The following is a 23,136-nucleotide window of genomic DNA, read 5'->3' on the forward strand; positions in this document are numbered from 1 at the left end:
CCCCCCCCCCCCCCCCCCCCCCCCTCCCACACGGGTTCTGCGACACGACTTTGCAGCCCCGCCCGGCAGCGGGCACTAGGCAAGCGCCCCGTCAGCCGCTACATTGGCCGACTTGCGCCTGCCTTTCAGGCCTACCTGTCACCCTTATTGAACACACGGAACCTGCAAAACCCCATCATGGACCCTTCCCCTGGCATTACCCTCGCTACACTCTTCGCCGATTTCGGCATGATTCTTTTTGCACTGATCCTGGTACTGCTCAACGGTTTCTTCGTTGCGGCGGAATTTGCCATGGTCAAACTGCGCGCCACCCGCGTCGAGGCCATCGCCCATAAGAACGGCTGGCGCGGGCAGATCCTGCGTACCGTGCACAGCCAGCTCGACGCCTACCTGTCGGCTTGCCAGTTGGGTATCACCCTGGCGTCCCTGGGCCTGGGCTGGGTCGGTGAACCGGCCTTTGCGCACATCCTCGAGCCGATGCTGGGCGCGGTCGGCGTGCAGTCGCCTGAAGTGATCAAGGGCGTGTCGTTCTTTGCCGCCTTCTTCGTGATTTCCTACCTGCACATCGTGGTCGGTGAGTTGGCCCCAAAATCCTGGGCGATTCGCAAACCCGAGTTGCTGTCGCTGTGGACGGCCGTGCCGCTGTACCTGTTCTACTGGGCGATGTACCCGGCTATCTACCTGCTCAACGCCAGTGCCAACGCCATTCTGCGTATCGCGGGCCAAGGCGAGCCTGGCCCCCACCATGAGCACCATTACAGCCGCGAAGAACTCAAGCTGATCCTGCACTCCAGCCGTGGCCAGGACCCCAGCGACCAAGGCATGCGCGTACTGGCCTCCGCCGTGGAAATGGGCGAGCTGGAAGTGGTGGACTGGGCCAACTCCCGGGAAGACTTGGTGACCCTGGACTTCAACGCGCCGCTCAAGGAAATCCTCGCGCTGTTCCGTCGTCACAAATTCAGCCGTTACCCGGTGTATGACGCGGTGCGCAACGAGTTTGTCGGCTTGCTGCACATCAAGGATTTGCTGCTGGAGCTGGCGGCCCTGGACCATATCCCCGAATCGTTCAACCTGGCCGAATTGACCCGCCCATTGGAACGCGTATCGCGACATATGCCGTTGTCGCAACTGCTGGAGCAGTTCCGCAAAGGCGGCGCGCACTTCGCCCTGGTGGAAGAGGCCGACGGCAAGATTATCGGTTACCTGACCATGGAAGACGTGCTGGAAGTGCTGGTGGGCGATATCCAGGACGAACACCGCAAGGCCGAGCGCGGCATCCTCGCCTACCAGCCCGGCAAACTGCTGGTGCGTGGCGACACGCCGTTGTTCAAGGTGGAACGCCTGCTGGGCGTCGACCTGGACCACATTGAAGCCGAAACCCTGGCCGGCCTGATCTACGACACGCTCAAGCGCGTGCCGGAAGAAGAAGAAGTGCTGGAAGTTGAAGGCTTGCGGATCATCATCAAGAAGATGAAAGGGCCGAAGATCGTATTGGCCAAGGTGCTGCTGCTGGACTGACTGCAGGCGCAGTGCTGTGTGTGGGAGCGGGCTTGCCCGCGATAGCGGTGGGTCAGCCAGCGCATCGTTGACTGATAGATTGCTATCGCGGGCAAGCCCGCTCCCACATGGACTAAGCGTCGCCTTGAAGGGTCACGCACCCGGCACGAAATGCTTCTGCGCCGTGCCACGGGCGATCAGGCGGGAAATGTAGTCCAGCTTCTGCGCATCCTGGTCGATAAAGCGGAAGGTCAGCTGCAACCAGTCGCTGTCGGGCTTGGGCTCGTAGGCGACGATGGCGTGCAGGTAGCCGTTGAGCCGTGCGACTTCGGCGTTGTCGCCCTGTTCAAGGTCGAGCACGGCGCTTTCCAGCACCTGAGGCAGGACCTCGCCACGCTTTACCACCAGCAACGCTTCCTTGATGCTCAGGGCCTTGATCACGCATTGCTGGGTGCCGCTTGCGAGGCGCAACTGGCCCTGACCGCGACTGCCAGCCGGCGCCGCTGCGGCGGGGGCCTTGACTGGCGGTGTATTGAGCAAACCTTTGCTGGGCGCCGCCACCGCGGCCGGCTTGACCGCTTCGGGTTTGCCGCCGGTCAGGGCGCTCAGGGAGTCGTTGCCGAAGGCTGAGTTCATCTTGGTCGGCGCGCTGGCTATCAGCGCATCGAGGCGACCGATCTTGTGCAGGGCTTGCTTGACCTTGTTCAGCAACTGCTCGTTGGTGAACGGCTTGCTGACGTAGCCGGAAACGCCCGCCTGGATGGCCTGCACCACGTTTTCCTTGTCGCCACGGCTGGTCACCATCACGAACGGCATGGCCTTCAGGTGCGCTTGCTCGCGGCACCAGGTCAACAGCTCAATACCGGACATTTCCGGCATTTCCCAGTCACACAGCACCAGGTCGAAGGTTTCGCGCATCAGGATGGATTGCGCCTTTTTGCCGTTCACCGCATCTTCGATCTTGATTCCGGGGAAGTAATTGCGCAGGCACTTCTTCACCAGGTCGCGAATAAACGAGGCGTCATCCACCACCAACACACTGACTTTACTCATCGACCCTTCATCCTATAAAAACGTCTGCAAAACGCCTGACTGATGGCATTTTGCCAAAACTCGCGGGTCACAGAAGGACTTTATGGCGCCTGCTGTGCAAAAAATTCAGATGCCACAAACGAAAACGCCCGGCCAGAGGCCGGGCGTTAATTTCTCGGGCAACCTTACTTATCGTCAGATTCGCCCGAAACATTAGGGATTAGATCAGCAGTCCCTTCAACTTCGGCCTTCATGCGCTTTAGGCCCATGTGCCGGACGTCGGTGCCGCGCACCAGATAAATCACCAATTCCGAGATATTGCGCGCGTGGTCGCCGATACGCTCCAGGGAGCGCAGCACCCAGATAATGTTCAAGACCCGCGAGATCGAACGCGGATCTTCCATCATGTAGGTGGCCAACTCGCGCAGCGCAGTCTTGTATTCGCGGTCGATGATCTTGTCGTACTGTGCCACCGACAACGCCAGTTCGGCGTCAAAGCGGGCGAAGGCGTCGAGGGCATCGCGCACCATGTTGCGCACCTGGTCGCCGATATGGCGCACCTCCACGTAGCCACGGGGGGCTTCACCCTCTTCGCACAGCTGGATGGCGCGGCGGGCAATCTTGGTGGCTTCATCGCCGATGCGCTCCAGGTCGATCACCGACTTGGAAATGCTGATGATCAAACGCAGGTCCGAGGCCGCCGGCTGGCGACGGGCGAGAATGCGCAGGCACTCTTCGTCGATATTGCGTTCCATCTGGTTGATCTGCTCATCAATCTCACGCACTTGCTGGGCCAGGCCCGAGTCGGCCTCGATCAGCGCGGTGACCGCATCATTGACTTGCTTCTCCACCAGCCCGCCCATCGCCAGGAGGTGGCTGCGCACTTCCTCAAGCTCGGCATTGAACTGCGCGGAGATGTGGTGGGTAAGGCCTTCTTTGCTAATCATGTTGGCGTCCTTGGAGCGTCCGGTAAGGTGCGGAGAACCGCAGCGTCAGTGCAATCAGAACCACAGCTTCCTAGCCGTAGCGACCGGTGATGTAGTCTTCGGTCTGCTTCTTCGCCGGATTGGTGAACAGGGTGTCGGTGTCGCCGAACTCCACCAGCTTGCCCATGTACATGAACGCGGTGTAGTCGGAAACCCGCGCCGCCTGTTGCATGTTGTGGGTCACGATGACGATGGTGAACTTGGACTTGAGCTCGTAGATCAGCTCTTCGACTTTCAAGGTGGAGATCGGGTCGAGCGCCGAGCACGGTTCGTCGAGCAGCAACACTTCCGGCTCTACGGCGATGGTACGGGCGATCACCAGGCGCTGCTGCTGGCCGCCGGACAAGCCGAGTGCCGATTCGTGCAGGCGGTCCTTGACCTCGTCCCACAATGCCGCGCCCTTGAGCGCCCACTCAACCGCTTCGTCGAGGATGCGTTTCTTGTTGATGCCCTGGATACGCAGACCGTAGACCACGTTTTCGTAGATGGTCTTGGGGAACGGGTTGGGCTTCTGGAACACCATGCCCACGCGGCGACGCAGCTCGGCCACGTCTTCGCCCTTGCGGTAGATATTGGTGCCGTAGAGGTTGATCGCGCCTTCCACACGGCAACCGTCCACCAGGTCATTCATGCGGTTGAAGGTACGCAACAACGTCGACTTGCCGCAGCCCGACGGGCCGATGAAGGCGGTCACGCGTTGCTTGGGGATGTTCATGCTGACATCGAACAGCGCCTGCTTGTCGCCGTAGTACAGGCTCAGGCCGGGGACTTCGATGGCCACGGTTTCCTGGGCCAGGCTCAGGCTCTGCTTGTCGCGACCCAGGGCAGACATGTTGATGCCGTGGGATTGGGTTTCGTGTTGCATGGGATGCTCCCTGTGCTACCAATTCATTCGTTGAACCGCCGGGGCGGCTTACTCAAATTCTGTGCCTGACGCCGAGCCCTGTGGGAGCTGGCTTGCCTGCGATGCGGGCGGCGCGGTATTGCAGTAAAACCGCGTTGATGCCATCGCAGGCAAGCCAGCGCCCACAGTGGATCGCATCAGCTGTCCAGCGCTTTGTATTTTTCGCGCAGGTGGTTACGAATCCACACTGCCGACAGGTTGAGCGTGGCGATCACCAGCACCAGCAGCAACGCGGTGGCGTACACCAGAGGCCGTGCCGCTTCGACGTTGGGGCTCTGGAAGCCGACGTCATAAATATGGAAGCCCAGGTGCATGATCTTCTGGTCCAGGTGCAGGTACGGATAGTTGCCGTCCAGCGGCAGCGACGGCGCCAGTTTCACCACACCCACCAGCATCAGCGGCGCAACTTCACCGGCGGCGCGGGCCACGGCGAGGATCATGCCGGTCATCATGGCCGGGCTGGCCATCGGCAGAACGATCTTCCACAACGTTTCCGCCTTGGTCGCGCCGAGCGCCAGGGAGCCTTCACGCACGGTGCGAGGAATCCGCGCCAGGCCTTCTTCGGTGGCCACGATCACCACAGGCACCGCCAGCAGCGCCAGGGTCAGCGAAGCCCAGAGCAACCCCGGCGTACCGAAGGTCGGCGCAGGCAGCGCTTCAGCGAAGAACAGACGGTCGACCGAGCCCCCCAGTACATACACGAAGAAGCCCAGGCCGAACACGCCGTAGACGATGGCCGGTACGCCGGCCAGGTTGTTCACGGCGATGCGGATGATGCGCGTCAAGGTGTTCTGCTTGGCGTATTCACGCAGGTACACCGCGGCCAGTACGCCAAACGGGGTCACGATCATTGCCATGATCAGGGTCATCATCACGGTGCCGAAGATGGCCGGGAAGATCCCGCCTTCGGTGTTGGCTTCCCGTGGGTCATCGCTGAGGAATTCCCAGACCTTGCTGAAGTAGAAGCCGATTTTGGTCATCGTGCCCATGGCGTTCGGCTGGTAGGCGTGCACCACTTTGCCGATGCCGATTTCCACTTCCTTGCCGTTGCCGTCACGCGCCGTCAGGGCGTCGCGGTTGAACTGGGCATGCAGGTCGGCCAGGCGCGCTTCGATGTCCTGGTAGCGGGCGTTCAGCTCGGCGCGGTCGGCGTCCATGTCGGCCTGGGCGGCAGCGTCGAGCTTGCCTTCCAGTTCCAGTTTGCGACCGTGCAGGCGGATGCGCTCCAGCCCGGCGTTGATCGCGCCAATGTCGGTTTTTTCCAGGCTCTTGAGCTGAGCGGCCAGCTTGTTCACGCGGTCCACGCGGGCTTGCAGCTCCGGCCACGCGGCCTCGCCTTCGGCAATCACCTTGCCGTCCTGCTTGACGTTGACCAGGGTGCCGTAGAAGTTGCCCCACTCACGACGCTCGATGGCCATCAGGTTCGCAGGCTTGGTCTGGTCCTTCAGCCACTCACCGACAATCCAGGTGAAGTCGTTACCGTTCAGGTCGCGGTTGCCGACCTTGATCAGCTCACGGGTCATGAATTCCGGGCCTTGGTCCGGCACCGGCAGGCCCGCGCTTTTCAGGCGCTCGCGCGGCACTTCTTCTTTCTGGACCACTTCGCCGATGACGATGTGGTTGGCCTGGCCTGGCACGTTGTAGTTCGCCTGGATCAGGTCGGCCGGCCAGAAATGGCCCAGGCCCCGCACCGCAATCACAGCCAGCAAACCAATGGTCATGATGACCGCGATGGACACCGCGCCACCGCTGATCCAGACGCCGGGGGCGCCGCTCTTGAACCATCCATTCAGGGAGTTCTGTTTCACAGACTTCTACCTTTCTTAAAGCGACGAGTATTTCTTGCGCAGACGCTGACGAATCAGCTCGGCGAGGGTGTTCATGATGAAGGTGAACAACAGCAGCACCAGCGCCGAGAGGAACAGCACGCGGTAATGACTGCCGCCCACTTCCGACTCGGGCATCTCCACCGCAACGTTGGCCGCCAGGGTGCGCAGGCCCTCGAACAGGTTCATCTCCATCACCGGGGTGTTACCGGTGGCCATCAGTACGATCATGGTCTCGCCCACGGCGCGGCCCATGCCGATCATCAGCGCCGAGAAGATGCCCGGGCTGGCGGTGAGGATGACCACGCGGGTCATGGTCTGCCACGGCGTGGCGCCCAGTGCCAGGGACCCCAGGGTCAGGCCGCGTGGCACGCTGAACACGGCGTCTTCGGCGATGGAGTAGATATTCGGGATCACGGCAAAACCCATGGCCAGGCCGACCACCAACGCGTTGCGCTGGTCGTAGGTAATGCCCAGATCGTGGGAGATCCACATGCGCATGTCACCGCCGAAAAACCAGGTTTCCAGGTACGGGCTCATGTACAGCGAGAGCCAACCCACGAACAGGATCACCGGAATCAGGATCGCGCTTTCCCAGCCATCGGGAACGCGCAGGCGGATCGACTCAGGCAAGCGGCTGAAGACAAAGCCGGCGACCAGGATGCCAATCGGCAACAGCATCAACAGGCTGAAAATGCCCGGCAGGTGCCCTTCCACATACGGCGCCAGGAACAGGCCGGCGAAGAATCCGAGGATCACCGTCGGCATGGCTTCCATCAGCTCGATCACCGGCTTGACCTTGCGGCGCAGGCTCGGCGCCATGAAGTAAGCGGTGTAGATCGCTGCAGCAACCGCCAGTGGCGCCGCCAGCAACATGGCGTAGAACGCGGCCTTCAAGGTGCCGAAGGTCAGCGGGGCCAGGCTCATCTTGGGTTCAAAATCGGTGTTGGCGGCCGTGGATTGCCAGACGTATTTAGGCTCGTCGTAGTTCTCGTACCAGACCTTGCTCCACAACGCGCTCCACGACACTTCCGGGTGCGGGTTGTCGAGCAACAACGGTTGCAGCTTGCCACCCGCCTCGACGATCACACGGTTGGCCCGTGGCGACATGCCGAACAGACCCTGACCGTCGACCACCGGGTCCACCAGCAAGGTGCGGTGAGCGGTGCTGTGGAACACGCCGAACTGGCCAGCAGCATCCAGGGCGGTGAAGCCTTTGCGGCGCTCTTCAGCGCTGATTTCGACGATGGGTGCAGTGCCCATCTGGAAGGTGCGGATCTGCTTCAGGCGTTGCTCGCCATCCGGGTCACGGGCCATGAACCACTGGGCCAGGCCGCCTTTGGAGTTACCCAGGATCAGCGAGATGCCGCCGACCAACTGGGTGCTGGCGGTGATTTCCGTGTCGGCGTCTTCCAGCAGCTTGTAGCGCCCGTTGAGGCTCTTGTCGCGCAGGCTGAACACGTCGGCCAGGGCACGGCCGTTGATCACGTACAGCCACTGCTGGCGTGGGTCGATGAAGATCGCCTTCACCGGCTCTGTCATCTGCGGCAGCTCGACACGCTTCTGCTCGCTGGTGACCTCACCAGTCATCATGTTTTCTTCACGGCTCAGGGTCAGCACGTTCAAGTGCGAACCGGCGGAACCTGCCACCACCAGGGAGGTATCGGTGGCGTTGAGCGCAACGTGTTCCAGGGGACGACCGGTGTCATCCAGCACGATCGGCGTTTCGCCGTAGGGGTACTCGATCGCTGGGGTGATGGTTTTCTTGCCGTCCGGGTACGACACCTTATAGGTGTGGCGGAACACCAAAGACTGGCCATTGGACAAGCCGAGAATCACCAGCGGGCTGCCCGGCTGATCTTCACCAATGGAAGCAACACTGGTACCGGCCGGAATCGGCAGGTCGACACGCTTGAGCTCGGCACCGGTGTCCACGGCAAAGAACAGCGCCTGGCCCTTGTCGGAAACCCGCATGGCGACCTGGTTCTGTTCTTCGAGGGAGATCATCAACGGCTTGCCGGCGTCCTGCATCCAAGCGGGCGTCAACGCGTCTTCCTTGGTCAACGAGGCGCCCTGGAACAATGGCGCAACCACATAGGCGAGGAAGAAGAAGATCAGGGTAATGGCGGCCAGCACGGCGAGGCCGCCGACCAGCACATACCAACGGGTGAAGCGATCCTTGAGCGCGCGGATGCGGCGCTTGCGTTGCAGCTCAGGCGTATTGAAATCAATGCGCTTGGGAGGGGAAGTCGTCGTCATGGTGGAATTGGCCAGATCATTCATGCGCACACCCTAGCGATCCTGTATGACAGAAAGATGACAGTGCAGTGACGCAACAAATCCGCCGCGAAGCAGGGCTGGCAGCGGATAAAAAATTAGGGATGCAGACTGCTTATGTGGGAGCGGGCTTGCCCGCGATGGCATCAACACGATTTCAACGCTAAACCGCGTCGCCAGCATCGCGGGCAAGCCCGCTCCCACAGAAAAGCATGCGTCTACATCAGGTATCGCAGGCTTAGTTGCCTTCTTTCAGACCCAGGTCAGCCAGGGCCTTGGCGGCGACTTTGGCTGGCAGTGGGATGTAGCCGTCTTTGACCACTACTTCCTGGCCCTGCTTGGACAGCACCAGTTTCACGAACTCAGCTTCCAGCGGCGCCAGTGGCTTGTTCGGGGCTTTGTTGACATACACGTAGAGGAAACGCGACAGCGGATACTTGCCGTTCAGGGCGTTTTCTTCGGAGTCTTCGATGTAGTCAGTGCTGCCTTTCTTGGCCAATGGCACGGTCTTCACGCTGGCGGTCTTGTAGCCGATGCCCGAGTAACCGATGCCGTTCAGCGAGGAGCTGATCGACTGCACGACCGAAGCCGAGCCCGGTTGTTCGTTCACGTTTGGCTTGTAGTCGCCTTTGCACAGGGCTTCTTCCTTGAAGTAGCCGTAGGTGCCGGATACCGAGTTCCGCCCGAACAGTTGCACTGGCTTGTTGGCCAGGTCGCCGGTCACGCCCAGGTCACCCCAGGTTTTCACATCGGCTTTGGCGCCGCACAGACGCGTCGACGAGAAGATCGCATCGACCTGTTCCATGGTCAGGTGCTGGATCGGGTTGTCCTTGTGCACAAATACCGCCAGGGCATCCACGGCAACCGGGATTGCCGTTGGCTTGTAGCCGTACTTCTGCTCGAAGGCCGCCAGTTCGGTGTCCTTCATCTTGCGGCTCATCGGGCCCAGGTTGGAGGTGCCTTCAGTCAGCGCAGGTGGCGCAGTAGCGGAGCCGGCAGCTTGAATCTGGATGTTGACGTTCGGGTATTCCTTTTTGTAACCCTCGGCCCACAGGGTCATCAGGTTAGCCAGGGTATCGGAGCCGACGCTGGACAGGTTGCCCGACACACCAGTGGTCTTGACGTAAGCCGGGATTGCCGGATCAACACCAGCGGCCACCGCGTTGGCGGTCGCAACGCCAGCAGCGACAAAAGTCATTGCCGCCATCAAACGTTTCAGTTTCATGCCTTGCTCCTAGCAGATAGGGATAATTGGATCGGGGCCAAGTATCGGCAGGCCGTGTGAACACTCTATGTCTGAAATATGACAATTAGATGAAAGGCCACTATCGGGTGAGAATTGCATTTAAGAAGAAATTTTCAGAAATACAGGCTTGAGCGGGAGATGAACGTGGGAAGGCCCTGGCTTGAAACCACACGGCAATTGCTGACCGGAGATTTCCCACAGCTTTTTAGGGTTGTCGTTCGGAACTGGCCTTAATAACCTCCTCCCGCCGCTGCAAATTCAGCGACCGGGACTGCAAGCCGGCCGAAACTATGTTGGGAGTTCATAAGCGCCTCTATAATCGGGGCGCTTTTTATCGCCGTCCCTGTATGGCGGCTGTGCGGGAGACCTTCGGGTCTGCGGGGATGCTCCTAACCTAAAGTCTGAGCGATTCAAGGTGAACCGTAGGTTGACAAAATGAAACCAAAGCATAGTCTTGTCAACCTAAGGAGACCTTACATGATCAATGACCGAATTCGCCGCGCAAGGTTATTGCGTGGTATGTCGCTAGAAGCACTGGCATTGCGTCTCGGCGACATCACCAAGCAAGGCCTGAGCAAATATGAAAAAGGGTTGAGCACCCCAAATTCTCAGCGCCTTTTGCAATTAGCGAAGGCACTGGAGGTGAGCCCGGAGTATTTTTTCCGTACTCAGGCTCTGCCACTCGCGCCGCTGGAGTTCCGTAAACTAGCAAAGATGCCTCTGTACCGTCAGGTCCAGGTCGAGGAGCAGATTCGAGAGCATCTGGAACGCTATATATCTCTGGAAGAGTGTTTCGACGCAGAAGACGTCAAGACTGCCGAAACCCCAGCGCAAATGCTCCAAGTATCCTCCATAGAAGAAGCGGAACGAGCGGCAGATAAGCTCCGTAAGTATTGGGATATAGGCGAGGACCCTATTGCTCATCTGACTGAGCAGTTGGAAGAGCACGGCATCAAAGTCGTGATGCTGGAGGGTCCTGATGATTTTGATGGCGCTTGCGCAGCCACCAATGACGGCCAACATGTGCTGATCGCTTTAAATGCTCAAAGAGCAGGTGAGCGAATTCGCTTCACCGCTGCTCATGAATTGGGTCACTGGGTGATGAAATTGCCTGATGATATGCCCGAGCGCGATAAAGAAAACTGCTGTCACCGCTTCGCAGGAGCTTTCCTTTATCCAGCTAAAAGCGTAACCGGAGATTTTGGCAATCACCAACGCTCCCGCGTCCACCCAAGAGAACTATTGATTGCTAAGCGCCAATATGGGCTCTCAATGCATGCAGCGCTCCGTCGATTGAAGGACCTCAAACTGTTAGGCGAAGGCGGTTACAAGTCCCTAACTATTCAGTTCAGTAGCAATGGCTGGCGCAAAGCAGAGCCTGAGCCGCTACCTTGCAAACCACCTCAGCGGTTTGAGTCACTCGTTTTCTGGGGGTTAGCGGAAGGCCTTATCACCAAATCGCGCGCGGCCGAGTTGCTGCGTCGTCCGGTGAGCGCTCTAGACCCCAATTTTCTGGGCTCATTGGAGAATGCATGAGCCTTATCTATATCAGCGATACCAACATCTGGATTGATTTCAGGAACGCGGGATTGCTGGAGTATATGTTCAGGCTACCACTCACCTTCTGCTGCACTGATTTTGTCATGCACGAGCTTGAAGATTTCCCCCATGATGAACTGCTCGCCCAAGGGTTGGTTGTCGAATCATTTGACGAGAGAGGCGTGCAAAAACTCTTAGGACTTAAGGTCGAACACAACAACAGTTCCTTAGCCGATGTTTCTTGCTACCTACTAGCACAAACAACCGGAAGACCGTTACTCACTGGCGATGGGAAACTACGTCGTCAGGCAATTCGGGACGGGCTGCAGGTACACGGTGCACTATGGCTACTCGACCTAATGGTCGAGCATCAAGTCCTCAATGTTACTGACGCAGCAACGGCGCTAGAGCATATGCTGACTGATGGTGCCCGCTTACCAGCATCAGAATGTCAAATAAGACTCTTAGATTGGAAACCTATATAAAGCTCAACTCGGATACTGAATATCCATCCAGCGCTTGTAAACATCACCATACTCATCTTCCAAAGCAGAACACTTAGTTTCGAAAATCTTCATGGCTTTGATTGCGTCAGCTGACGGGTAATCTATAAGGCGATACCCCGTAATTACCCTAAACTTGAAATATCCGAATCCGTCTGAAATTATTCGACTGAGATGAGCCAAATGAATTGAATCCCTTTCATCGGCGCTTCGCAAGTCTCTTTCCATCGGCATTCCAACCCCCATGCAATCAGCATGAAGTATGTGACTAGCGTTCGAGTATTCATGTAGCAACGCTGTAAAATCTTTAAACAACGGATCTCCACTATTCGTGAGGCCGGCAACCAAACCAGTGAACCCCCACCTGCGCTCAAGCTCTTGACGGGTTTTCCTATCATATTGCTTATTTACTTCAGCTCTTTTTTCTGGGGATATTAAAAGATCCTTGATGGGCTTCCACTCGCGGTCATCAGGATTCGCCACAGAATTTAAAAGTTCTCGAGCCTTACTATCGTTTTTCAATAATGAAATTTCAAAAAGGTCAGTATCAAACTCTTCAATTCTCCGTCTAAAACTCTCACGCGACTGGAGTATATACAGTACCTTCAGTGTACCCTCGCACACAGAGCGCATGATGACATCCGCATCCCAGAGTTGACCGTAAGCAGATAATAAAAATGCACTTTCCGTAGACCGCGCTGCCGCCGATAAAAGCTCACCGAGGACCTGCCGCTCTCGCTTGTCGAATCCAGAAAAAGCTGACACTGGAACCATGAGTGGCAGCAACTCCCTCATTAACAAAACCGCTTTTTCGGACCATTCTTTCTGAATTTTAATGAGTACTTCCGTGTACATAGCCTACTCCTGAACAGATTACCGCTTGTGCTTCCACAGATACCCGCCCACCAGCATCCCCATCACGCACAGCACGGCTACGTAATAAGCCGGGCCCATCGGGCTCTCCTTCATCAGCAGCGACACCGCCAATGGCGTCAACCCGCCGAACACGGCATAAGCAACGTTGTAGGAGAACGACAGACCGCTGAAGCGCACCACCGGCGGGAAGGCTTTGACCATCACGTAGGGCACCACGCCGATGGTGCCGACAAACAAGCCGGTCAGGGCATACAACGGGAACAGCCAGTCCGGGTGGGCCATCAGGCTGTGATACAGCGTCCAGGAGGTCGCCAGCAGCAGTGCGCAACCGGTGACCAGCACGCGACCGGCACCAAAACGGTCGGCCAGCGCACCTGCGGCGATGCAACCCAGGCTCAGGGTCACGATCGCCAGACTATTGGCTTGCAGTGCAACCGTAGGGCTGAAGTGATAGATGGTTTGCAGCACGGTCGGGGTCATAAGGATGACTACCACCACGCCGGCCGACAATAGCCAGGTCAGCAGCATCGACAGCACAATGGCGCCACGGTGATCGCGCAACACGGCGCGCAAGGGCAGTTCAGCGGCCAGGCTCTTGCGTTGCTGCATCTCGGCGAAGATCGGGGTTTCATGCAGCCAACGACGCAGATACACCGACAGCAGGCCGAATACGCCGCCGAGCAGGAAAGGAATCCGCCAGGCGTAATCAGAGACCTGTTCCGGTGTATAGGCGCTATTGATGGCGGTAGCCACCAACGAGCCCAGCAGAATACCGGCGGTGAGGCCGCTGGTCAGGGTGCCGCAGGCATAGCCGATGTGGCGCGGCGGCACGTGCTCGGAGACGAACACCCAGGCGCCCGGTACTTCGCCGCCAATCGCCGCGCCCTGGATGATGCGCATCAGCAGCAACAGGACCGGCGCCCACAGGCCGATCTGCGCGTAGGTCGGAAGCAAGCCCATGATCAGGGTGGGCACGGCCATCATGAAGATGCTCAGGGTGAACATTTTCTTGCGCCCCAGCAGGTCACCAAAGTGCGCCATGATGATGCCGCCCAAGGGGCGCGCCAGGTAGCCGGCGGCGAAGATGCCGAAGGTCTGCATCATGCGCAGCCATTCGGGCATGTCGACAGGGAAGAACAGTTTCCCGACCACGGTGGCGAAAAACACAAAGATGATGAAGTCGTAGAACTCCAGCGCTCCACCCAAGGCAGACAGCGACAGGGTTTTGTAGTCGTTGCGGGTCAGCGGGCGCGAGGGTTGCGCACTGCTTGCGGGCACGGAGGACATGGCAAGGCTTCTCTTATAGTAATCATCGTAAAGGACTGCACGCCCGTGACTTGCGGCGGGTTTGGCAAGATAGCAAATCGCCTGAAAAAGCACAGCGCCAGGAGCACAGTTGCGCGCAAAAGCCCCGATACAGCGTCTATTTACCGACCAAATGAGCGTCGGAAGGTCGTCGTGGCGCCAGGGTCTCGATATACTCGCCGGTGCAAGCGCCAGACCCGCTGTCTTGAGGGGCTGCTGTGCCAAAACGCTGTTGGGTACCATCCAGCCGATTTGGCAGAGTTTCCCTTTAGTTCGCCTTACGAGAAACGCATCGAGCGGTGTATGTTGGTGCTGAAACGTTTTTCTGAGAAGACGGCTATCCACTTGAAATACCCATGAAGCGTCACGGGTCAGAGGCACCCTCGGCATGATCGAACTCGAACAAGAAGATCCTATCCCGCAAGGCGATCTCGCCCTGCAAATCACCGCGCTTCCGCGTGAAACCAACGGTTTTGGCGATATCTTCGGCGGCTGGCTGGTCGCGCAGATGGACCTGGCCGGCACGGCAATGGCCAGCAAGGTCGCCGGTGGGCGCGTGGCCACCGTGGCCATTGATCGCATGGCGTTCCTGGTGCCGGTGGCCGTGGGTGCGCAGCTTTCCTTCTATACCCAGGCCCTGGAAATCGGCCGCAGCTCGATCCAGATGATGGTCGAAGTGTGGAGCGACGATCCGTTGTCCAGCGAATGGCGCAAGGTGACCGAAGCCGTATTCGTGTTCGTCGCCATCGATGGCAGCGGCCGCACGCGCTCGGTACCGTCACGGGCGCGTTAAACCTCGCCGGGTTTTAACGGTCAATTGCCCCATTGCCTGCCACTAAGAGAGCTTTGTCATGCCTACGCCCCACGTTGAGACGGTAAAAATCGACGAGCTGGACTGCTGGCGCATCCGCCACAACGGTGCCGAGTTGATGGTGGCCCAACAGGGTGCGCATATCTTCAGTTACCAGCGCGAGGGCGAACAGCCGCTGATCTGGCCGAACCCTGAGGCCGTGTTCAAGCAGGGCAAAGGCATTCGTACTGGCGTACCGGTGTGCTGGCCGTGGTTCGGGGTGTTCGACCGCAACCCGCAAAGCGTCAAAGCCATGCGCCAGAGCGATCAGCCTGCCGGCGCCCACGGTTTTGTGCGCACCACCCGCTGGGAACTGGCCACCACCGAACTCGACGGCCAGACGCTGCGAGTGGATCTGGTATTGCCGGTGCCGGCGGGCGGCTTTCCGGGCTGGCCCCATCAGGTAGACCTGACGCTGAGCCTGCTGTTGGATGACCAACTGCACATCCGCCTGACCAGCCACAACCGCGGCGCCGACACCGTGACCCTCAGCCAGGCATTGCACACCTATTTCGCCGTGAGCGATGTGCGCAAGGTGCAGGTCGAGGGCCTGGATGGCGTGGCCTACATCGATACCGCCGACGGGTGGGCCGAGAAACAGCAAGCCGGGCTGCTGCACTTCAGCGCCGAAACAGACCGCATTTACCTGAATACTCCAACACAGCTGAATATCGTCGATAGCGATTGGCAGCGCCGTATCCAGCTCACCAGCGAAGGCTCGAAATCCACCGTGGTCTGGAACCCCTGGACTGAACGCGCCAAGGCTTTCGACGATATGGCCGATGACGGCTGGCAGGGTATGTTGTGCATCGAGACGGCCAACGTGCTGGACGATGTGGTGAACCTGGCGCCCGGCGAAAGCCACACTCTAGGCGTGAGCATCACGGCACTGGCCTTGTAAACCCAATCAAATGTGGGAGCTGGCTTGCCTGCGATGCAGGCAACTGGGTGTATCAGGAACACCGAGGCGCTGCTATCGCAGGCAAGCCAGCTCCCACAGGGGTTATGCTCTGAGCTTTAGAGATCAGACTCCTTCACCACCCGCACCTTCCCGGCCTCCAGCGCATACGCGGCGTCTGCCAAGTCGTTATTGACCTTCTCCACCTTCAACGTGCCCGTGACCCACAGCGGCGTGTAGATATCATCCAGCTTCAACCCCTTGGGATAGCGCACCAGCACCAGTTGATTAGGCGGCGGTGGTGGCACGTGTATGCAGGCGCCCGGGTAAGGCACCAGGAAGAACAATGTGCTGCGGCCCTTGGCGTCCGTTTCAAGCGGCACCGGATAGCCGCCAATGCGGATATTCTTGCCGTTCATGGCTGCGACGGTCTTGGTGGAATACATCACCGCAGGCAGGCCCTTGCTCTGCTTCAAGCCACCCTTTTCGGTGAACGTGCCTTGAGCTTCGGGAGAGTTATGGTCGATCTCGGGCATGGCTTCGAGAGCTTTCTGATCCGACAGCGGCATCAGGTCGAGCCAGTCGGTTTCCGGCAGTTCGCCAGCGTGCGCCAGGCCAGAGCCCAGCAGAAGAAGCGTTAACAGAAGACGGCGCATGGAGAGGCTCGGCAAATACAAGTGCCGAGCATTCTAGCCCTCTGCGCCTGCGCAGCGCAGAGGACTTTGTCGGCTGATTACTTCTTTTTGATCAGGCCGTAGATCACCAGCAACACGATGGCACCCACCAGCGCGCCGATGAAACCTGCGCCCTGGCCTGCCTGGTAGATCCCCAGGGCCTGACCGCCGTAGGTCGCGGCCAGGGAACCGGCGATACCCAGCAGGATGGTCATGATCCAGCCCATGCTGTCGTCGCCAGGCTTGAGGAAGCGCGCCAGGAGGCCGACGATCAAGCCGATAAAGATGGTTCCGATGATACCCATGGCATTTCCCTCTGATTGGTATGAGTCATGCCAAAGCCTAGTCAGGCTTTGGCATCCTGCAATCAGAGAGACGCAGAACCCCAATGGTTCCCGCCGTGGCCAGGCTTATTGTTCGGCGATCAGTGCTTCAACCTTGAGGATCTGCGCCTGCAGCGTCGCACGATCCTTGCAGCGCAGGTTGACGTGGCCGACCTTGCGCCCGGCCTTGAAGGCCTTGCCGTAGTGATGCACGTGACAATCGTCGATCGCCATCACACGCTCCACCGGCGGTACAGAGCCGATGAAGTTGAGCATGGCGCTCTCGCCGACCTTGGCCGTGGAGCCCAACGGCAAGCCCGCCACCGCCCGCAGGTGGTTTTCGAACTGGCTGCACTCGGCGCCTTCGGTGGTCCAGTGCCCGGAGTTGTGGACGCGTGGGGCGATTTCGTTGGCCTTGAGGCCACCGTCGACTTCAAAGAACTCGAACGCCATCACGCCGACATAATCCAGCTGCTTGAGCACACGGCTGGAATAGTCTTCGGCCAGGGCCTGCAGCGGGTGGTCAGTGCTGGCTACCGACACTTTCAGGATGCCGTTGACGTGAGTGTTGTGCACCAACGGGTAAAAGCGGGTTTCGCCATCACGGGCGCGTACGGCAATCAGCGAGACTTCGCCAGTGAACGGCACGAAGCCTTCCAGCAGGCAGGCAACGCTGCCCAGCTCGGCAAAAGTGCCGACCACATCGGCCGCGGTGCGCAGGACTTTCTGGCCCTTGCCGTCGTAGCCCAGGGTGCGGGTTTTCAACACCGCCGGCAGGCCGATGCTGGCGACCGCCGCGTCCAGGTCCGCCTGGGACTGGATGTCGGCGAAGGCCGGCGTCGGAATGCCCAGGTCCTTGAACATGCTCTTTTCGAACCAGCGGTCGCGAGCGATACGCAAGGCTTCGGCGCTCGGGTACACCGGCACGAACTGCGACAGGAAGGCCACGGTTTCGGCCGGGACGCTTTCGAATTCGAAGGTCACCAGGTCGACTTCATCGGCCAGTTGGCGCAGGTGGTCCGGGTCGCTGTAGTCAGCGCGCAGGTGTTCACCCAGGGCCGCAGCGCAGGCGTCCGGCGCCGGGTCCAGGAAAGCGAAGTTCATCCCCAGCGGCGTACCCGCCAAAGCCAGCATGCGGCCCAGTTGGCCGCCACCGATTACACCGATTTTCATCGTCAACAACCTCAGGCGATGCGTGGGTCTGGATTGTCCAGCACGCTGTCTGTCTGCTCAGCACGGAATTTTTTCAGCACCGCATGAAACTGCGGGTGCTTGGCGCCCAGGATGCTGGCGGACAGCAAGGCTGCGTTGATCGCGCCGGCCTTGCCGATTGCCAGGGTTGCCACCGGAATGCCAGCCGGCATCTGCACGATGGACAACAGCGAATCCACGCCCGAGAGCATCGACGACTGCACCGGCACGCCAAGCACGGGCAGGTGAGTCTTGGCCGCGCACATGCCAGGCAAGTGCGCGGCGCCGCCGGCACCGGCGATGATCACCTCGATGCCACGGGATTCTGCTTCATCGGCATACTGGAACAACAAATCCGGGGTGCGGTGGGCGGAGACCACCTTCACTTCGTACGGAATGCCGAGTTTTTCCAGCATATCGGCGGTGTGGCTAAGGGTGGACCAATCGGACTTGGAGCCCATGATCACGCCAACCAATGCACTCATCGTCGTGCCTCTTCTCTCTGGGCGCCCGCAGGCGCGTCAAAAAACAACAAGCCACGCGGGAAATCCAGCGTGGCTTGGTGTACGAATTAAGGCCGGTTTGGACCGGCCGAAGGCCGCGCAGTATACCGTAATAATCCAGATAAACAGCCCCTGGGATGACCATCTGTCTAGCGGCGCAAAGTGGCGGTTTTATTGACTTAAGAGTCAGCGAAAACACCGCGAAATCCTGTGGGAGCTGGCTTGCCTGCGATAGCAGTGGATCAGCGCAAAATAGGTTGGCTGACACACCGCTATCGCAGGCAAGCCAGCTCCCACATGTGTTCTGCGCTGGGCTCAAGCGCTTTGCGCCGCCCCACCTTCCAGCTTGCGCCACAACAACCGCACATTCGCCTTGCGCACCAACGCGCAGCGATACAAGCGAATCTCCAGCGGCACATGCCATTGCGGCCCGCCGCACACCACCAATTCGCCGCGCGCCAACTCTGCACGTACGCTCAACTGCGGTACCCAGGCGATTCCCAAGCCTTCGAGCGCCATGCTCTTGAGGCTGTCGGCCATGGCGGTTTCATAGATGGTGGTAAAGCGCAGAGCCCTCTGGCGCAGCAGCAAATTCACCGAGCGGCCAAGGAACGCGCCGGCGCTGTAGGCCAGCAGCGGCACGCTGCCCTCGCCCTCCAGGTCGAACAGCGGCTTGCCCTCGGCATCGGCGGCGCACACCGGGAGCATTTCGGTGTTGCCCAGGTGCAGCGACGGGAAAATCTCGGCGTCCATTTGCATCGCCGCGTCCGGGTCGTAGAACGCCAGCATCAGGTCGCAACCGCCTTCGCGCAGGGCGTGCACGGCGTCGCCGACGTTGGTGGCCACCAGCCGCGTGGCGATATTCAAGCCCTCGTTGCGCAACTGCGCGATCCAGCGCGGGAAGAACCCCAATGCCAGGGAGTGGGCGGCCGCCACTTGCATGACTTCGCCTTGCCCGCCTTCCAGGTGATGCAAATGGCGCAGTACTTCACCGAGCTGTTCGACCACGGTGCGCGCCGTCACCAGAAACAACTGCCCGGCCGCTGTCAGTTCCACCGGCGTACGTGAACGGTTGACCAACGTCAGCCCCAACGCGGCTTCCAGGCTGCGGATACGCCGACTGAACGCCGGCTGGGTGACAAAGCGCCGCTCAGCCGCCTGGGAAAAACTACGCGTCGCCGCCAGGGCGCTGAAGTCTTCCAACCACTTGCTCTCAAGGTTCATCACTGCCTCCCACGGAATGCACCATTTTGGCACACACGCCCGCCAAGATAACCGGGTCACATCCACATTATGCCGTTTGTGCATAGGCCAGTGTTTAACAGCATTGGCCCAAAAAGTTCTACAAGCCTAGCATTCGCAGCGTTCCGGCCAGTTCCGGGTCCATATTGAGATGATTTCCGTCATGTCCTCTGCTGCATCATTCCGTACCGAAAAAGACCTGCTTGGCGTACTCGAAGTACCGGCGCAAGCGTATTACGGCATCCAGACCCTGCGAGCGGTGAATAACTTCCGTCTCTCGGGCGTTCCGATTTCGCATTACCCGAAATTGGTGGTCGGTCTGGCAATGGTCAAGCAAGCGGCCGCTGACGCCAACCGCGAGTTGGGCCAGCTCAGCGAAGCCAAGCACGCTGCCATCAGCGAAGCCTGTGCTCGTCTGATCCGCGGCGATTTCCACGAAGAGTTCGTGGTGGACATGATTCAAGGCGGCGCCGGCACTTCAACCAACATGAATGCCAACGAAGTCATCGCCAACATCGCGCTGGAGGCCATGGGTCACCAGAAAGGCGAATACCAGTACCTGCACCCCAACAACGACGTGAACATGGCGCAGTCGACCAACGACGCCTATCCGACCGCGATCCGCCTGGGTCTGCTGTTGGGCCATGACGCGCTGCTGGCCAGCCTCGACAGCCTGATCCAGGCGTTCGCCGCCAAAGGCGCCGAGTTCAGCCATGTGTTGAAAATGGGCCGCACTCAGTTGCAAGACGCCGTGCCGATGACCCTCGGCCAGGAATTCCGCGCCTTCGCCACCACTTTGGGTGAAGACCTGGCCCGCCTGAAAACCTTGGCACCGGAGCTGCTGACCGAAGTGAACCTGGGCGGCACCGCCATCGGTACCGGCATCAACGCCGACCCACGCTACCAGGCCCTGGCCGTACAACGCCTGGCCACCATCAGCGGCCAGCCGCTGGTACCGGCGGCCGACTTGATCGAAGCCACTTCCGACATGGGCGCCTTTGTACTGTTCTCCGGCATGCTCAAGCGTACCGCCGTGAAGCTGTCGAAGATCTGCAACGACTTGCGCCTGCTGTCCAGCGGCCCACGCACCGGCATCAACGAGATCAACCTGCCGGCACGCCAGCCAGGCAGCTCGATCATGCCCGGCAAGGTCAACCCGGTAATCCCGGAAGCGGTCAACCAGGTAGCGTTCCAGGTCATCGGTAACGACCTGGCCCTGACCATGGCAGCCGAAGGCGGCCAACTGCAGTTGAACGTGATGGAGCCGCTGATCGCCTTCAAGATCTTCGACTCGATCCGCCTGCTGCAACGCGCCATGGACATGCTGCGCGAGCACTGCATCGTCGGCATCACCGCCAACGAAGCACGCTGCCGCGAACTGGTGGAGCATTCCATCGGCCTGGTCACCGCGCTGAACCCGTATATCGGCTATGAAAACGCCACCCGCATTGCGCGTATCGCTCTTGAAAGCGGGCGCGGCGTGCTGGAACTGGTGCGTGAAGAAGGCTTGCTCGACGACGCCATGCTCGACGACATCCTGCGCCCGGAAAACATGATTGCCCCACGTTTGGTCCCGCTGAAGGCCTAAGCGTTTGTTGCACCGCTCACCAGGTTGAGGGACTAGACACCTCTCACCTTTTGAGGGCCTGAAGGCTCGTTCTTCAGGCCCTTTTTTTTGCCTTGAGGTTGCTCCATGACGCCCATAAAAAATCTAATATCGCACCGCAAACCTTCCTCCCCTTCCGCGACCGCGCTGAAACCTTTAATCGCCCCGTGCAGACGGATCACGCTCGCCTAGGTATAGTGCCGCCCCTCTTCGCGTCTGCGGCTGTCGGTAACGAGGCCCGGGAACCACGCGAAAGCGCATGAATAACAACACCCGCAAAAGGATGGGGATCGAGCGTCGTGCACTGCCTGGTGCCGAGCGATGCGTCGGACCGTCCTGCGTTTGCCATTAGAAAAATCAGCGAGGAACACTCCATGCTCGAAGTCATCAACGACTTCCTCTCAGGGAAAGTACTGATCGTGCTCATAGTCGGGCTCGGCGGTTATTTCACGATCCGCTCGCGTTTCGTGCAGTTGCGTCACTTTTTCCACATGTTCTCGGTGTTTAAAGACAGCCTCAAGAGCAGCGCCGGTCAACTCAGCTCGTTCCAGGCGCTGATGCTCAGCCTGGCCGGCCGCGTGGGTGCCGGTAACATCGCCGGTGTCGGCATTGCCGTGACGTTGGGTGGCCCGGGTGCCGTGTTCTGGATGTGGGTCACCGCGCTGGTGGGCATGTCTTCGAGCTTTATCGAGTGCTCCCTCGGCCAGTTGTACAAGCGCACCGACGCTGAAGGCACCTACCGTGGCGGCCCGGCGTATTACATCCAGCACGGCCTACAGAAACGCTGGCTGGGGATGGTCATGGCGTTCCTGCTGCTGGTGACCTTCGGCTTTGCCTTCAATGGCCTGCAAGCCCACGCTGTAACGCACTCGTTGAATAACGCGTTTGGCCTCGACACCACCTACACCGGCCTGGCGCTGGCGGTGTTGCTGGGCCTGGTGTTCATTGGCGGGATCAAGCGTATTGCCTCGATTGCCGACCTGCTGGTACCGGTCAAGACTCTGGTCTACATCGCCGTGACCCTGTACGTGATCGTGCTGCAATTCGACCACGTACCGGCCATGCTCGCGACCATCGTCAAGAGCGCGTTCGGCCTCGACCAAGCCTTCGGTGGCCTGGTGGGCAGCGCGATCATCATGGGTGTAAAACGCGGCGTGTTCGCCAACGAAGCAGGCTTGGGCAGTGCGCCTAACGTGGCGGCAGTGGCGTCGGTAGAACACCCTATCGCTCAAGGCGTGGTGCAAGCGTTCAGCGTGTTCCTCGACACCTTCGTGATCTGCACCTGTACTGCGTTGCTGATCCTGCTGTCGGGTTTCTACACCCCAGGCTTTGAAGGCGACGGCATTGCCCTGACCCAGAACTCCCTGGCGGCGGTGGTGGGTGACTGGGGCCGCATGTTCATCTCGGTGGCCCTGGCGTTGTTCGTGTTCACCTCGATCATGTACAACTACTACCTGGGCGAGAGCAACCTGCGCTTTCTGGTCGGCAATAACCGCAAGGTGCTGATGGGTTATCGCGCTTTGGTGCTGGTGCTGATTTTCTGGGGCTCCATCGAAAACTTGAGCACGGTGTTTGCCTTCGCCGATATCACCATGACCATGCTCGCGTTCGTCAACCTGTTCGCCCTGGCGTTCCTGTTCAAGATTGCCATGCGCATCCTCAACGACTACGACAACCAGCGCGCGGCGGGTATCAAGACCCCGGTGTTCGATTCCAGCCAGTTCCCCGACCTGGACCTGGACCGCAAGGCCTGGCCGGCCAACCCGGTGAAAACCGAGGCGGCTCCGGCAGCTGAACTGAGCGCTCAAGCGCAACGTTAATCACGGCTAGATGACACGCCGCCCGGCCTTGGGCATGC

Annotated in this window: 20 protein-coding genes; 7 read left to right on the top strand and 13 right to left on the bottom strand. The window is 59.6% G+C overall.

Annotated features, from left to right (window positions below):
• Positions 1–177 precede the first annotated feature (177 nt).
• Entirely contained in the window at positions 178–1,518 is a 1,341-nt protein-coding gene (locus AC07S6_RS09830; protein WP_003195620.1) for a hemolysin family protein, read from the top strand.
• 132 nt (positions 1,519–1,650) lie between these two features.
• On the opposite strand, the gene AC07S6_RS09835 is transcribed toward AC07S6_RS09830, so the two are convergent.
• The 6 genes from AC07S6_RS09835 to AC07S6_RS09860 all read right to left on the bottom strand — a co-directional run bounded on the left by AC07S6_RS09835 (position 1,651) and on the right by AC07S6_RS09860 (position 9,747).
• Positions 1,651–2,550, bottom strand: a complete 900-nt coding sequence (locus tag AC07S6_RS09835) for a response regulator (RefSeq protein ID WP_102665838.1) — start codon at positions 2,548–2,550, stop codon at positions 1,651–1,653.
• Between the two features lie 164 nt (positions 2,551–2,714).
• On the bottom strand, positions 2,715–3,476 hold the full coding sequence (gene phoU, locus AC07S6_RS09840) for a phosphate signaling complex protein PhoU (RefSeq protein ID WP_003195624.1): 762 nt from the start codon (positions 3,474–3,476) through the stop codon (positions 2,715–2,717).
• A 70-nt stretch (positions 3,477–3,546) separates the two neighbouring features.
• On the bottom strand, positions 3,547–4,380 hold the full coding sequence (pstB, locus tag AC07S6_RS09845; protein WP_003195626.1) for a phosphate ABC transporter ATP-binding protein PstB: 834 nt from the start codon (positions 4,378–4,380) through the stop codon (positions 3,547–3,549).
• 176 nt (positions 4,381–4,556) lie between these two features.
• A complete protein-coding gene (gene pstA, locus AC07S6_RS09850) occupies positions 4,557–6,227 on the bottom strand; it encodes a phosphate ABC transporter permease PstA (protein WP_034129126.1) in 1,671 nt (556 codons plus the stop codon).
• Between the two features lie 15 nt (positions 6,228–6,242).
• A complete protein-coding gene (locus AC07S6_RS09855; RefSeq protein WP_181004880.1) occupies positions 6,243–8,276 on the bottom strand; it encodes an ABC transporter permease subunit in 2,034 nt (677 codons plus the stop codon).
• Positions 8,277–8,760: 484 nt separating this feature from the next.
• Positions 8,761–9,747, bottom strand: coding sequence for a phosphate ABC transporter substrate-binding protein PstS (locus tag AC07S6_RS09860; protein WP_003195633.1), 987 nt, complete (start codon positions 9,745–9,747; stop codon positions 8,761–8,763).
• A 498-nt stretch (positions 9,748–10,245) separates the two neighbouring features.
• Here AC07S6_RS09860 and AC07S6_RS09865 point away from each other — a divergent pair, with 498 nt between their 5' ends.
• Both AC07S6_RS09865 and AC07S6_RS09870 read left to right on the top strand, forming a co-directional pair.
• Positions 10,246–11,304 carry a helix-turn-helix domain-containing protein gene (locus AC07S6_RS09865; protein ID WP_495112217.1) on the top strand — a complete coding sequence of 353 codons (1,059 nt, stop codon included), beginning with the start codon at positions 10,246–10,248 and terminating at the stop codon, positions 11,302–11,304.
• Positions 11,301–11,792, top strand: a complete 492-nt coding sequence (locus AC07S6_RS09870; protein ID WP_495112218.1) for a PIN domain-containing protein — start codon at positions 11,301–11,303, stop codon at positions 11,790–11,792. The genes AC07S6_RS09865 and AC07S6_RS09870 overlap by 4 nt, the downstream gene beginning before the upstream one ends.
• 3 nt (positions 11,793–11,795) lie before the next feature.
• Here AC07S6_RS09870 and AC07S6_RS09875 read toward each other — a convergent pair whose 3' ends face one another.
• Together AC07S6_RS09875 and AC07S6_RS09880 are read right to left on the bottom strand one after the other, a co-directional pair.
• Positions 11,796–12,665 carry a DUF5677 domain-containing protein gene (locus AC07S6_RS09875; protein ID WP_495112219.1) on the bottom strand — a complete coding sequence of 290 codons (870 nt, stop codon included), beginning with the start codon at positions 12,663–12,665 and terminating at the stop codon, positions 11,796–11,798.
• A gap of 18 nt (positions 12,666–12,683) precedes the next feature.
• Positions 12,684–13,973 carry an MFS transporter gene (locus AC07S6_RS09880; RefSeq protein WP_495112220.1) on the bottom strand — a complete coding sequence of 430 codons (1,290 nt, stop codon included), beginning with the start codon at positions 13,971–13,973 and terminating at the stop codon, positions 12,684–12,686.
• Positions 13,974–14,379: 406 nt separating this feature from the next.
• Here AC07S6_RS09880 and AC07S6_RS09885 point away from each other — a divergent pair, with 406 nt between their 5' ends.
• Together AC07S6_RS09885 and AC07S6_RS09890 are read left to right on the top strand one after the other, a co-directional pair.
• Positions 14,380–14,784 carry an acyl-CoA thioesterase gene (locus AC07S6_RS09885; protein ID WP_003176975.1) on the top strand — a complete coding sequence of 135 codons (405 nt, stop codon included), beginning with the start codon at positions 14,380–14,382 and terminating at the stop codon, positions 14,782–14,784.
• Positions 14,785–14,842: 58 nt separating this feature from the next.
• On the top strand, positions 14,843–15,742 hold the full coding sequence (locus tag AC07S6_RS09890; protein WP_197880292.1) for a D-hexose-6-phosphate mutarotase: 900 nt from the start codon (positions 14,843–14,845) through the stop codon (positions 15,740–15,742).
• Between the two features lie 116 nt (positions 15,743–15,858).
• Here the strand turns inward: AC07S6_RS09890 and AC07S6_RS09895 are convergent, their stop codons facing one another.
• From AC07S6_RS09895 to AC07S6_RS09915, 5 genes are all read right to left on the bottom strand, one after another.
• Positions 15,859–16,395, bottom strand: coding sequence for a DUF3299 domain-containing protein (locus tag AC07S6_RS09895; RefSeq protein WP_003195640.1), 537 nt, complete (start codon positions 16,393–16,395; stop codon positions 15,859–15,861).
• 77 nt (positions 16,396–16,472) lie between these two features.
• Entirely contained in the window at positions 16,473–16,718 is a 246-nt protein-coding gene (locus AC07S6_RS09900) for a GlsB/YeaQ/YmgE family stress response membrane protein (protein WP_005792540.1), read from the bottom strand.
• 105 nt (positions 16,719–16,823) lie between these two features.
• On the bottom strand, positions 16,824–17,909 hold the full coding sequence (locus AC07S6_RS09905) for a 5-(carboxyamino)imidazole ribonucleotide synthase (protein WP_014720520.1): 1,086 nt from the start codon (positions 17,907–17,909) through the stop codon (positions 16,824–16,826).
• Positions 17,910–17,920: 11 nt separating this feature from the next.
• Positions 17,921–18,412 (bottom strand): 5-(carboxyamino)imidazole ribonucleotide mutase, encoded by a 492-nt coding sequence (gene purE / locus AC07S6_RS09910; RefSeq protein ID WP_003195648.1) that lies wholly within the window; start codon positions 18,410–18,412, stop codon positions 17,921–17,923.
• Between the two features lie 333 nt (positions 18,413–18,745).
• Positions 18,746–19,654 carry a LysR substrate-binding domain-containing protein gene (locus AC07S6_RS09915; protein ID WP_019818139.1) on the bottom strand — a complete coding sequence of 303 codons (909 nt, stop codon included), beginning with the start codon at positions 19,652–19,654 and terminating at the stop codon, positions 18,746–18,748.
• A 181-nt stretch (positions 19,655–19,835) separates the two neighbouring features.
• Here AC07S6_RS09915 and aspA point away from each other — a divergent pair, with 181 nt between their 5' ends.
• On the top strand, positions 19,836–21,260 hold the full coding sequence (gene aspA, locus AC07S6_RS09920) for an aspartate ammonia-lyase (RefSeq protein ID WP_003195657.1): 1,425 nt from the start codon (positions 19,836–19,838) through the stop codon (positions 21,258–21,260).
• A gap of 392 nt (positions 21,261–21,652) precedes the next feature.
• Complete coding sequence (locus AC07S6_RS09925; protein ID WP_019818140.1) at positions 21,653–23,098, top strand: alanine/glycine:cation symporter family protein; 1,446 nt, start codon at positions 21,653–21,655, stop codon at positions 23,096–23,098.
• The last annotated feature ends 38 nt before the right edge of the window (positions 23,099–23,136 follow it).

The organism is Pseudomonas sp. GW821-FHT07B01 (assembly GCF_059419065.1).